The 12107-nt window shown below is 53.3% G+C and carries 8 protein-coding genes; 4 read left to right on the top strand and 4 right to left on the bottom strand.

What is annotated here, in order from left to right:
• Positions 1 to 240: 240 nt before the first annotated feature.
• The 4 genes from E1H13_RS13870 to E1H13_RS13855 all read right to left on the bottom strand — a co-directional run bounded on the left by E1H13_RS13870 (position 241) and on the right by E1H13_RS13855 (position 7066).
• Positions 241 to 1245, bottom strand: coding sequence for an NAD(P)H-dependent glycerol-3-phosphate dehydrogenase (locus tag E1H13_RS13870; protein ID WP_169614013.1), 1005 nt, complete (start codon positions 1243 to 1245; stop codon positions 241 to 243).
• A 397-nt stretch (positions 1246 to 1642) separates the two neighbouring features.
• Positions 1643 to 3316 (bottom strand): glycerol-3-phosphate dehydrogenase/oxidase, encoded by a 1674-nt coding sequence (locus tag E1H13_RS13865; protein ID WP_169614012.1) that lies wholly within the window; start codon positions 3314 to 3316, stop codon positions 1643 to 1645.
• Between the two features lie 206 nt (positions 3317 to 3522).
• Positions 3523 to 5031 (bottom strand): glucosylglycerol-phosphate synthase, encoded by a 1509-nt coding sequence (gene ggpS, locus E1H13_RS13860; RefSeq protein WP_169614011.1) that lies wholly within the window; start codon positions 5029 to 5031, stop codon positions 3523 to 3525.
• Positions 5032 to 5494: 463 nt separating this feature from the next.
• A complete protein-coding gene (locus E1H13_RS13855) occupies positions 5495 to 7066 on the bottom strand; it encodes a DEAD/DEAH box helicase (RefSeq protein WP_169614010.1) in 1572 nt (523 codons plus the stop codon).
• 323 nt (positions 7067 to 7389) lie between these two features.
• Between E1H13_RS13855 and E1H13_RS13850 the strand changes: the two genes are divergently transcribed.
• The 4 genes from E1H13_RS13850 (at position 7390) to E1H13_RS13835 (ending at position 12022) form a co-directional block, all read left to right on the top strand.
• Positions 7390 to 8085, top strand: a complete 696-nt coding sequence (locus E1H13_RS13850) for a Uma2 family endonuclease (RefSeq protein WP_169614009.1) — start codon at positions 7390 to 7392, stop codon at positions 8083 to 8085.
• Positions 8086 to 8087: 2 nt separating this feature from the next.
• Positions 8088 to 9053 (top strand): aldo/keto reductase, encoded by a 966-nt coding sequence (locus E1H13_RS13845; protein WP_169614008.1) that lies wholly within the window; start codon positions 8088 to 8090, stop codon positions 9051 to 9053.
• Between the two features lie 879 nt (positions 9054 to 9932).
• Positions 9933 to 10319, top strand: a complete 387-nt coding sequence (locus E1H13_RS13840) for a hypothetical protein (protein ID WP_169614007.1) — start codon at positions 9933 to 9935, stop codon at positions 10317 to 10319.
• A 1196-nt stretch (positions 10320 to 11515) separates the two neighbouring features.
• On the top strand, positions 11516 to 12022 hold the full coding sequence (locus E1H13_RS13835; RefSeq protein WP_169614006.1) for a LysM peptidoglycan-binding domain-containing protein: 507 nt from the start codon (positions 11516 to 11518) through the stop codon (positions 12020 to 12022).
• The last annotated feature ends 85 nt before the right edge of the window (positions 12023 to 12107 follow it).

Below are 12107 nucleotides of genomic sequence, written 5' to 3'. Positions count from 1 at the left end.
GATGTAACTGGATTGAAATACTCGTTTACAATGCGAAACCGAGAACGGGTAAGAATCTATTCCTTGGCCAGAGGTTTTTCTATCGGTTAACAGTATACGGTCAACGACTTGCGGCTCACGGTCAGCGGTTTGCGGTCAGCGGTTTGCGGTTTGTCCTAAACCTTGCACCGTCCACCCTGCACCGTATACCGTCCACCTTGCACCGTATACCGTGTACCGCTCACCGTCCGCTTCCCCGTCCTAACTATCCGGCTGTAGCACCTCCTGGTAATCTTCTGCCTTCAGCTTGCGTTCCATCAAGGCGGCCACGGCTTCTTCGGCAGAAATTTCGCCATTCAATAACAGATGCACCTGTTGAGAAATCGGGACCGAGATCTGTTCCCGCTGGGCGATCGCCATCAGCACATGGGAGGTATTTACCCCTTCAGCGGTGCTACCCAGTTCCACTAAAATTTGCTCTAAGGATTTTCCCTGGGAGAGGCCATAGCCCACCCGGTAGTTACGACTAAGGGCACTGGTGCAGGTGGCTAGCATGTCCCCCAGGCCCGAAAGGCCCAAAAAGGTCTCTGGCTGGCCTCCCAGGTGGGTGCCAATGCGCATCACTTCGGGCAGAGCGCGGGTAATCAGGGCCGATCGAGCGTTGGAGCCCAGGTCCAGCCCTTCACAGACCCCCACTGCGATCGCAATCACATTTTTGAGCGTCCCCCCCAGTTCAGCCCCCAGGGGGTCGGTGCTGCGGTAGGTGCGAAAGTTGTCACAGGCAAACACATGCTGTACCGCCTCGGCTGCTGTCTCATTGGTGCAGGCAATCACCGTAGCCGCAGGTAGACCAGCTTCGATTTCCTTCGATAGGTTGGGGCCAGACAAGACCGTCACCGCATGGTTAGGAAATGCCCGCTGAAAAATTTGCGATGGCGTCAGGGTGGTTTCAGGGTCCAGCCCCTTGGTCGCCGTCACCAGCACCGTGGTCTCTGGGATATGCAGCGCCTTCAGGCGGTTAACCACCTCCGGCACCCCTTTCATCGAAATCGCTGACACAATCACCTCAGCCCCGGCCACCGCATCTTCTAAGGACAGTTCACTGCGGCGAGACCAGATCCGCACCTGGTGGTCGTTGGTATTGGCGATGTGGGCCAGAGCGCTGCCCCAAGCCCCAGCCCCAAGGATAGTGAGGTTGACCTGGCGATGTTTGTAGTCTTCAAAGACTTGGTGTAAGGCGTCAGCGCTGGGGGAGGTTGTGACCATGGTGAGTATGGGTAGATGGGTGGATGGGTGGATGGGGAAGGTGGGGGAGATGCTTGCCCTGAGCGGAGTCGAAGGGGGTGGATGGGTGGATGGGTGGATGGGGGGATGGGGAAGGTGGGGAAGATGCTTGCCCTGAGCGGAGCCGAAGGGGGTGGATGGGAGGATGGGGAGTTAGACGTGAGAGGCTTTCTTCAGGGTGGGGGAGGTGGGGAAGGTGGACTGGGTGGAGTCCAGTTTCCCGCTGGGATTGGTCTGGGGTCTGAGGTATGGGTATCGGGTGCCGGAATCCCCTCCTGGGAGGGGCAGGGGTGGGTTGCTCAGGCTCACGATTCAGCCACACCCCTGCCACCCGATACCTAACCCCTGAAACCTAACCCCTAACACCTCCCCCTTTGCCTCATGTCGCCTGCAACGTGACCGGATCGCGACTCAAGGAAAAGTCAGGGATGCAGTTGGCTTCCATGAACTGATGGTAAGCGCGGATGTTGCGATCGCAGCGTTCCTCGCTCCAGTCGCAGTACTGGCGCAGTACCTGGGCCACCACGGGTAGAGCGTCAAAGCCATAGTTTTTGTGCATGCAGACCGTGGTGCGGCGGCGCAGAATGTCCACAAAGGTATGGGCCATTTCAGATTGGGCCGCAAAAACAATCTGGGCCTGAATGTCATAGAGCCCTTCCACAATCGGTTCGGCCAGGGCTGGGTTGGCTTCTACCAACGCCAGTAAGTCAGCGACCCGAGCCCCATAGATGCCCAACAGGTGATCTAGCACTGGTGGGGAAATCAGGTGGCTGTAGCGATCGTGCCACTGTTTAACCTGAGGGTCATCCAGTAGAATCGCCCCTGGCAGCGATCGCTTATGGGTGGGACAAGGGGGAACAGTCTGTTTACGCTTGCGGAAGACAGCATTGACAAATTCTTCACCCACCTGGCGATGGGTGGTGAGTTTGCCGCCAATCAGGGAAATCAAGTTTTCCGCCCCTTCTTTGCTGTGGTCGTGCAGGATATGGTTTCGGGTGATGCTGCCAGCTTTCTTGCCCTCGGCATAGGGGAGGGGTCTAACCCCCGCGTAGGTAAAGCGCACGTCGTCCCGGGTTAACCGAGCGGCGGGTAGCACTGCATTGGTTTCAGCCAGTAAGTAGTCGACTTCTTCGGCGTCGGCTTTGATGTTGTCTAGTCTGCCGTCATAGCGTTCGTCGGTGGTGCCAATCAGGTACTGCCCCAGCCAAGGAATAATGAAGAAGGGGCGTCCATCGGACTTGGCTTCAACATAAAGGGCAGAGTCAGGGGCACCCGGGAACGGATCAACAATGATATGGCTGCCTTTGGTGCCGCCAATTTTGCGGCCTTTGCTGATGGGTGACTCACTTAAGCCACATACTTCATCTACCCAGGGGCCAGAGGTATTGACCACCACCGTTTGATCGTGGGTGGTGATCTCAAAGCTGTGGTCGCTGAGCATATCCCGACAGGTTAAGCCGGTAATTCGCCGATTACTCAAGTGAATGTCTTCTACTTTGGCATAGTTCAGTACCGTGGCCCCAGCCTGCTGAGCATCCAGAATATTTTCTAGACACAGCCGTTCCGCGTGTTCCGCCTGCCCATCGTAGTACTGGGCTGACCCCGCCAACGCCTCGGCATCGATGGCCCGAAAAAGCTGTCGTGTGCTCTGGCGCGACAGCATACGGTGATTGGGCAACGACTTGTCGTAGCTCAGCACGTCATACAACACCATCCCCACTTGAATGATGCGGTACCCCCGGGAACCACTGCGGTAAATGGGGATGGTCATTTGGACCGGCTTAGCCAGGTGTGGCGCATTGCGCAGCAGCACCTCCCGCTCATGTAATGACTCTCGCACCAGGTTAAATTCAAAATATTCTAGATAGCGCAATCCCCCATGGATTAGGCGACTAGACCAACTGGTGGTGCCGCCGGCAAAGTCGCCCTTTTCAATCAAAATAGTCTTTAGACCGCGTAAGGCCCCATCTCGGGCTGTGGCGGCTCCATTAATGCCGCCGCCAATCACAATTAAGTCAAAAGGCTGGTTAGAAAGAGGTTGGAAATCGCGCATGAATCAGGTCGAGAGGTTTGGGGGACTGAGGCAGGGGGAACTTAAGATGTTGGGGAGATGGGGAAGGTAGGAGAGATGGGGAAGGTAGGGGAGATATTCTCCCTAAGTGCAGTAAGCGTTTGTTTTATCTCCTCACCAGTCTTACCTTCCTTACTTCCCTGTTAGTCCCATCTCCTCTCTACCATAATCACTAGGCTAAAAGATAGCTAGGCCGACACTAGGGTCTTGTCGGGCTCTTCAGCAATTACCGCATTGGCTTCACGGAACATATGATTAGCCCACTGCTGCACGTCATATTCGGTAATCGCTTGATGCATCTTGGCCATACGACGCTTTTGTTCCTCGGGGGGCATCGCCAGAGCAATGTCAATGCATTCATCCATATTCTTGTCAGAATATGGATTGGTTAGCACTGCGTCGGGTAACTCTACCGCCGATCCGGTAAATTCTGATAGCACCAACACCCCATCTTCGCCCCCATGGGCGGCAATGTATTCTTTGGCCACCAGATTGAGGCCATCCCGCAGGGGGGGAATCCAGGCGATGTCGGCAGTTTTGTACAGTGCCATCAAGTCATCGAAAGGAATTGGTTCAGTAAATAGAGTGATGGCATTCCAGGTCAGGGTGGAGAAACGACCATTGATCTGCCCTACCAACTGCTCGATTTCACTCTGGGCGGTACGGTAGACCCGCATACCAGCCGCGGCTTTGACGGCTGTCATAATCAGGTTGACGTTCCCCCGTAACTCGGGCCGCCGCTCCAGCAGCCGTTCGTAGCACAGCAGCATTTCCCTTGCCCCTTTCACGTAGTCGACTCGACCCGCTGACACAATCAATTTGTTATCGCCAATGTCGTTGCGAATATCTTGAACCCGTTGCTGCACCGATGGCTTATTGACCATGTCGTGGATGTAGCTGGGGTTGGTGCCGACGGGAAAAGCATCGACGTTAACAATCCGGCCTTGGTACTCCAGCTTGGTGGTCATATCGGGTTCCGCTAAGGCGGTGCCAAAGGGGGTAAAGGCGGCGGGCACAGGGTTACGCTCAACTAGGTTGACATCCCGTAGGCTGCGAGCCGCAGAAACAAAGTTCTCTACATAGCGGGGAATGTGGAAACCACACAGGTCGCAACAAAGCAGGCTGTCAACGATCGCCTCGCGCCAGTGCAAAATATTAAACACATCGGCGGCGGGGAAGGGGGTGTGGTGGAAAAAGGCAATTTTGACATTGGGCATTTTTTGCCGAATGTAGTAGGGGGTAAGCCACAGGTTATAGTCGTGAATCCAGATCAAAGCATCGTCTGCGGCTTCCTCGCAGGCCGCATCAGCAAAGAGTCGATTGATGTGTTGAAAGTTCTCCCAGTCCGAGCTTTCGTAGGTGAAATGCTCGGGGAAAGAATGGAGAATGGGCCAAATCGCTTCTTTGGCAGTGATGTAGTAGAAATCCTTGACGCGATCGGCTGTTAGGGGAATGCGGCGAATCACAGCCCGATCGCTCCAGCCTTCCATCGTAACGCGATCGTCAAAGGCTTCCTGCTGATCGGCAGACACCTGCTTCCAAGCTACCCAAGTGCTGCTATCGGCGTTAGCAAAGAAGCTTTTTAGGGTGGGCACAATACCGTTGGGGCTTTTCTTTTCGCGGTAGACGGTTTTGCCGTTTTCTACCACTTCGTCATAGGGTTCTCGGTGGTAGAGAATGACTAAGGAAGATTTCATGAGATCGTTCTGCTCCTTGATAACGCCTGAGTAGCAGGTACCCATAGGCTCATTACAAGCCAATCATACCTACATACCGTAGGTACATTCCGTTATAAAGTCATCTACCCCCAGGCAGAATAACGCCACTAGCACAAACGTAACCGCCAATCGTAACCGATCGTTTCTAGCTGTGGAAGACTGATGCATTGTGGCGATCGCTAAGAGTCTGCCATCTAAATCTTAAGTATCCCAACCAAAAAAGCGCCTGGAATACAGACGCTAGATTCAGCTAGAGAAGATGATATTGGTCAATCTCTGATTAAGTTCTCTGATTAAGTTTGTAGCTGGAGCACGTTGTAGCAAGCAGATCTCAAGCCAGCGGATCTGACTCGGGCAGAGTCCATCTTGGGTAGAGTCCATCGTGACGATCCCCCCTGACCTCCCTTGATCACGGAAGTAGGGGGGATGCCGCCGGTTTTAGTTACAGGGCCTGACGCAACCCCGTGATTTGCTCAAAGCTGCCGGCGCCGCATTCCTTTTCAAATTCCTGTTTAATCCAATCTGGGCGTTTGCCCAGCCGCTTTGCACTTTTTTGCAGATACTCAAAATACTCCAGCATTTGCGGGGGGGTGGGGCGGGGTCCCAAAATCGAGCCCAGGCACCAGGCATCCTGAGGCCAGCGGCCACAATGCTCCCAAAAAGACCGTTCAGCCCAGGTGGGGGCATTGCGGCGCAGATAAGCCCGGCGCCGATGGCTGTGGAACAGTTCCACCAGGGTGGGAATATCGTTGATTTGGTGGGCCTGCTCAGCAGAGTAAATTTCCACCATGTCCTCTAGATTCAGGGGGCGTTCAGTGATCCACTGGTGGCCGCAGTCGGGGCAGCGGGCAATAAACGACAGCACAATTCGCCCGCACTGGGGGCAAGGCTTGGTGGGGGCTGGCTTGCCCGCCCCGCCCCCATCTTTTTTCACCGGTAGGTGATAGTCCTTAATGTCTTCAGGAAACCCCAACCGCTCCAGGTTGCCCGCCTGGTCCAAAATGATGCCGTAGGGCTTGCCGGTCTGGGGAGAAATGCGCATCACCCGACCAATCTGTTGCAGGTGTAGGGCACTGGATTGGGTGGGTCGCAGCATCAGCCCCACTTCCACACTGGGTTCATCAAAGCCGATGCTAATCACATTGCAGGAGGTTAGTATCAGGATGTTTTCGTCTCGCAAATCGCTGTACATGCGCTGGCGCTCTTTAATCGGGGTGCCCCCTTCCACCGTGTCGGCAGGGATACCCGCGGCCCGAAAAGCATCCGCCACATGGCGAGCGTGCTCAATATCTACACAGAAGGCAATGGTGCGCTTGCCGGGGCAGAGCCGCTGCCATTCTTTGACAATTTTTTCGATCAGCTCGGGGCGATCGCAGGCGTTTTTCAGCCCGACTTCGTCATAGTCCCCTCGCACGGTTTTGACTTCCTTCAAGTTGGCGACCCCGTCTGGCGGCATGCTGTAGTACTTCATCGGGGCCAGGTAGTTCATCTGCTGGAGCTGGCTGGGCACCGGAGACGCCACCAGGGTATCCATGTAGTCCCCCAGTTGCTCTTTGCCCAGGCGTTCTGGGGTGGCGGTCATCACCAGGTGGACCGCGTTGGGGAAGGTCTTGAGCACCGACTTACCCACCTGGCTAAACAGGGTAATGTGCCCCTCGTCAAAAAACACCACATCGGCGGGCCACTGCTTCCACCAACGGCGCTTGCCCATGGTCTGGATACTGGCGATCTGGATGGGGGCCTCGCGGTTCTCCTCCCACCCGGCTTTGATAAAGCCACAGTGCAGCCCAAAGGACTTCATCTTGTCGTAGGTCTGGCCCACCAGCACGTCCAGGTGCACCAAAAACATCAACCGCTTGCCTGCGGCCTCGGCATGGGCGCAGATCTGGCCGCTGATCACCGTCTTGCCAGCCCCAGTTCCGGCCACGATCGCGATCCGCTTATGGCCCTGGTTGAGTTGGCGGTAGAGATCGTTGATCAGATCAACCTGGTAAGGACGGAGTTTGGGTGGCATTGGGGAGTGGTGGGGTGGTGGGGGGATGGGGGGATGGGGTGGATGGGTGGTAGACGCGTTTCGCAAGCGACATGGAACGCGAAGCGTGTGCAGCGCACTTAAGCGGCTTCCCGCAGGGTAGGGTGAGGGCGTAGGGGCGGACCTGTGTGTCCGCCTTGGCGGGGGAATGGGGAAGGAGGAGGATTTTGGATTTTGGATTTTACTCGCGCAGCGTCTCCGAAGGAGAAACGTTGAATTTAGCCAATATATTGGTACTACTATATTGACCTGGGATCAAGGGTTGTGGGGGTTATCATGCAAGTATGTTCTGACGGATGCCCGTGATGACCACCTATCCTCACACACCTCTAACCGTGCCGCCTTTGGAAAGCGGCGATCGCCTGAACCGCGATGAGTTCGAGCGCCGCTACGCCGCGATGCCCAAGTTGAAGAAGGCCGAGTTGATAGAAGGAGTTGTATACGTGGCTGCAGCCCTGCGTTTCGGGAGCCATGCGGAACCCCACAGCTTTTTGATGACCTGGCTAGGGCTGTATTTTGCGGCTACCCCCGGCGTGCGGGTAGGTGACAACCCCACCGTTAGACTTGACCATAAGAATGCGCCTCAGCCCGATGGAATTTTGAGGCTGGAACCATCTCTGGGAGGGCGATCGCACCTCAGCAGTGACGACTACATAGAAGGCCCCCCAGAACTCGTGGTAGAGGTGTCTGCCAGCACTGCTACTGCAGATTTGCAAGATAAAAAGGCCGTATACTGCCGCCACGGCGTCAAAGAGTATATTGTCTGGCAGGTGTTCGATCGCAAAATTGATTGGTTTTATCTAGAGGGCGATCGCTACGTCGATCTACCTTTGGGGGCTGATGGGGTTTGCCAAAGTCGAGTTTTCCCCGGCCTGTGGCTGGATCGTGAAGCCATGGTACGGGGCGACTTGGCCCAGGTGCTGTCTGTGGTGCAGCAGGGCTTACAGTCTTTAGAACATAAGGATTTTCTGGGCAGATTGAATTCTATTCAGGACACATAGGCATGGAAACGCGAACGCTGGGCAATACGGATATTGAGATTACGCCGCTAATTTTTGGCACCTGGCAGGCGGGGAAGAAAGGCTGGGTGGGGATAGAAGACCAGGCGGTGATTGAGGCCATGCAGGCGGCCTTTAAGGCGGGTATCACCACCTTTGACACGGCGGAGGTGTATGGGGATGGCTACTCGGAAGAGTTAGTGGGTAAGGCCCTGGCGGGGGTGCGCGATCGGGTGATTTTGGCCACCAAAGTCTTTGCCAATCACCTGAAGGCGGATCAGGTGATCGAGGCCTGTGAGGGTTCTCTGGGGCGGCTACAGACCGAGGTGATTGATCTGTACCAAATCCACTGGCCCTCGGGCTCGTTTAAGAGCGAGATTGTGCCCATCGGCGAAACCATGGAGGCCCTGAATCAGTTGAAACAACAGGGCAAAATTCGCGCGATCGGCGTGTCGAATTTTTCTAAAACCCAACTACAAGAGGCGATGCAGTACGGACGCATCGACAGTTTGCAGCCCCCCTATTCCCTGTTCTGGCGGGGGGTAGAGGCCGAATTGCAGCCCTACTGTGTCGAGCACAACATCACCATCCTGGCCTACTCGGCCCTGGGCCAGGGCCTGCTGACCGGCAAGTTTGGCCCCCATCACCAGTTTCCCAAGGACGATATCCGCAGTAAGAATAAGTTGTTTCAGCCCCCCCTCTACGCCAAGGCCCAAGCCGCCCTGGCCCAACTGAAACCGATCGCCGATCGCCACCACACCACCCTGGGCAACCTGGCCCTGGCCTGGTTGATGGCCCAGCCCCAAACCACCGCCATCGTCGGAGCCCGCAATGGGGAACAGGCCCAGGAAAATGCCAGGGCGGTTGAGGTGACCCTATCGGCGGCGGATTTGGCTGAAATCGATGCCATTAGCCGCACGGTCACTGACCATCTGGATGACAATCCAGTCATGTGGACCTTTAATGTGTGACCAAATGACCAACCAGAGTGCCGGTACAGACCCCAGGGCTCTACCCTGGGAGGCCCCAAAGTTGACAGTCCATGAGCCCTAAGAGTCCTGGGAGCTCGACGTCATGTACTGGTGTAGGCTTAATAACTGTGGCAATCCCTTTCAAGACTGGGAAGGCGTGATTCTAAGCTGAGCTGCGATCGGGTCATTCCATTAACAGTCACTCCATTGACAAAAGAGGAGCTGCAGCTGAGCTAGCTTCAACTTCAAAGAAGTATAAGTTCTCAAATACTAAAGAAGTACAAGATCTTAAGCACTTTGGAAAATACAAACCTTATTGAGAATAACAACGAGATCTCAGTAGTTCTATTCCTCCCAGATTTTCAACAAGTCGTTAATCTGGGAGAAATCAAATAATCGATCTCCTCCTTCCTTAGCAAATTTTCCCTTATTTCCACGCTTTAACCGTCTGCCCCCCTTGCGGTTCAGATATGTGGTTGTTAACGTGAACAGTAGAGAGATGTGAGTGCGCTCGCAAGGAGCAGTGATGTACTCAGACAAAAATTCTCGGAAGAATATGGTTGACAGGGGAAGCAGGCAAAAATGAAGCAGTTGGTAGCTTGTCTATACTGCGTCATTAGCTTAAGCGATTCCTGAACAATGCATACTCAAGGCAGGGTTCTGATAGAGAAGCAACTCTAGCCCAAACGGTTTAAAAATGCCAGGGATAAGTTTTTCCTGCCTTAAGCCACAGTCTTTGAATCAGGTGCACATTATAGTCGCACGCAAATGAAGTATTGCCTTTCAAGGTAATGCGCCTTTCAAGGTAATGCTAAGAGTTGCTGTTTACCTGCTCAGCAATGCAGGTTGAAGATATTTTGATATGGAGCGAAACAAATCATGGCTAAAATGAAAGAGTCAACTTTGTCAAGAGTAAGCATGGGTTGTGATTTAGATGTTGGCACTAATAGATTGGAATGGGGTTGTAAAGCTGATATTCCTGGGATTTCTACAGAAATCGGCATCGTGGTTGACGTTAGCGAAAACTATGTTGAGATTGAAGCGCCATGGATACCAGGTACACAACGCCATGAGTTGGAGTTAACAAAATATTGCATAAGTGAGGGTTCTAGGGAGACATGTGTTGAGTTAAAAGGTCGACTAGATAAGGGTTCCTGCTTTGATGGTGAATTAGTTGTAAGCTACAAGAATGAAAATGTACCTATTTTTGGCACAGTAGAACTCGAGGAAAGCACACCTAGAATTTCGCTGGGAGAGGGTTGTTAACCAACTTCAAAATGAGTGCATCCCACTCTTGCAAATTCATAGCCTATTTTGCAGGAAGAGCAAAGTTCTACGTCTTCCAGCTCCTTCTCTCAAAAAGGGAGAAGGGAAGCAAAATTCAAAGTCCCTCTCCCTTTTTGGGCTACTAAGTACACATAAGTCATGGCTGATCTCATTGCCCTCGCTTTGGCCCCTTAAATTCCCAAAATCTGGGGGACTTTAAAATTTGATCTGATCCCCCCCGGAGTCGGCAGGCTAGAGGGGGCAAAATCGGTAAAGTGGGGCAATTCGAAAATATGTGTACTTAGAGCCAGCGTTAATCATCGTTTCGGCCACTCAGGCCAAGCAAGCCTAGCCTCCAGAACGCCGCAGCCCTTGGGCAACAAGTCCTTAGGAATCAATAGTTCAGGTGGACTATCCATAAGTTGCTACGGGTGGCCGAAACGATGACAGAGGCCTTAGAGCCTATCTGGAAACTGCCTCAAACCCTCAATATACTGGTAAGCCTTCAGGGCCAGCATTTGGTTTTGGATTTGACTCACCAGCAGCAGGGGATACTGCTTCAAGTTGTCGTCCTAGAGCGGCTGAAGACACGGAAGATTTTCAGGCCTTTTTTGACCAAATGCCGCCGGGGGAGCCTACCCTGCGGGTAAGCGGAGAAGTTGAAGTTCCCCATCCCGGTTACAGAGTAGACTTAGTTCCTGCAATCACTACTCAGCCAGATTCCCCAGATGCCACGCTGGCTTTACAATTAGAGAAAGAGCCTCTTGATGGGGTCTTTCCTCAAGTGATTTCAGTGTGTTCCGTGGAGTATGAGAAGACAGGCTTAGAATTAGATCGATTTGATCAGGTTAGAATTTTCAGGCTAGAACAGGATCCAGTTGAAGTATCCATTGAAGACGTTTACTAAAGTCTGTTGATAAAGCTGGTACAGGAAAGCAGGAGATGCAGCAAGCAAACCCTGGTGCCAAGTTGAACTTGGTAGGTATAAGTGGGTTCTTTCTACCGTTTAGTGCCAGCTTAAGAGGATGTTTGAAAAGTACCCATCGGGTAACTTTTCAAACCCGATAGGCCGTCAAATCAGGTCAGACACCAGTTGTGCTTTACTGAGTCACAGTGACCTAGCTGACTAGCGGACGCCCTTTTCAAACAGTCTCTAAGGTGGTATCCGAATATTTGCAGAATTTTGTCATAGCATTATGGTTAACACTCAATCCTCTCCCGTTGATATTCGTCAGCCCCAAGCCAATGACATCGTTGGAGACCCTGTTTATGTTTGTGGGGTTGGTACAGGGCAACATGGCGAAATCACGATTCGACTGATTGACGGTCAAGGTACAGAAATCTTTCATGATTTTTATCGAGTTAGCCAAACTGGAGCACAGGCCAACTTTTGCGTTTCAGTGCCTTTATCATCCATGCCAGCTACAGCTCAGGGAACGCTTGAAATTTCCACAGGTACTGGACCTGATGGAGGGCCTGATGCGGTTATTCCGGTCATTTTTGGCAAAATGCTAATTGATAGCTATGGCGGTTTCTGGGCTCATACAGTGGAAGAGGGGGAAACGCTGTCTGCTATCGCTGAGCAACATTACAGTGATCCAGGTCAGTACCATCGGATTGTGAAAGCAAATCCAGAAAAACTTGATCAGCCAGATCATATTGCGCCAGGGCAAATGCTGCGGGTGCCCGTTGGCAGCGTTTAGCCTAAGGGTAGGGTGTTGATTATGCTGGGGTAGTCGCGGCTACTTTTCATGCTACTTCTGTGTCGCCTGTTTTGGGATTCAAAAC

It is taken from the genome of Nodosilinea sp. P-1105, from assembly GCF_012911975.1.
Taxonomy (GTDB): domain Bacteria; phylum Cyanobacteriota; class Cyanobacteriia; order Phormidesmidales; family Phormidesmidaceae; genus Nodosilinea.
This window is presented reverse-complemented; position numbering and strand designations above follow the sequence as displayed.

Excerpts from the sequence above, each read along its gene's own strand:
- E1H13_RS13870 (WP_169614013.1), bottom strand. The coding sequence starts at position 1,245 with ATGGTCACAACCTCCCCCAGCGCTGACGCCTTACACCAAGTCTTTGAA.
- E1H13_RS13865 (WP_169614012.1), bottom strand. The coding sequence starts at position 3,316 with ATGCGCGATTTCCAACCTCTTTCTAACCAGCCTTTTGACTTAATTGTG.
- ggpS (WP_169614011.1), bottom strand. The coding sequence starts at position 5,031 with ATGAAATCTTCCTTAGTCATTCTCTACCACCGAGAACCCTATGACGAA.
- E1H13_RS13855 (WP_169614010.1), bottom strand. The coding sequence starts at position 7,066 with ATGCCACCCAAACTCCGTCCTTACCAGGTTGATCTGATCAACGATCTC.
- E1H13_RS13850 (WP_169614009.1), top strand. The coding sequence starts at position 7,390 with ATGACCACCTATCCTCACACACCTCTAACCGTGCCGCCTTTGGAAAGC.
- E1H13_RS13845 (WP_169614008.1), top strand. The coding sequence starts at position 8,088 with ATGGAAACGCGAACGCTGGGCAATACGGATATTGAGATTACGCCGCTA.
- E1H13_RS13840 (WP_169614007.1), top strand. The coding sequence starts at position 9,933 with ATGGCTAAAATGAAAGAGTCAACTTTGTCAAGAGTAAGCATGGGTTGT.
- E1H13_RS13835 (WP_169614006.1), top strand. The coding sequence starts at position 11,516 with ATGGTTAACACTCAATCCTCTCCCGTTGATATTCGTCAGCCCCAAGCC.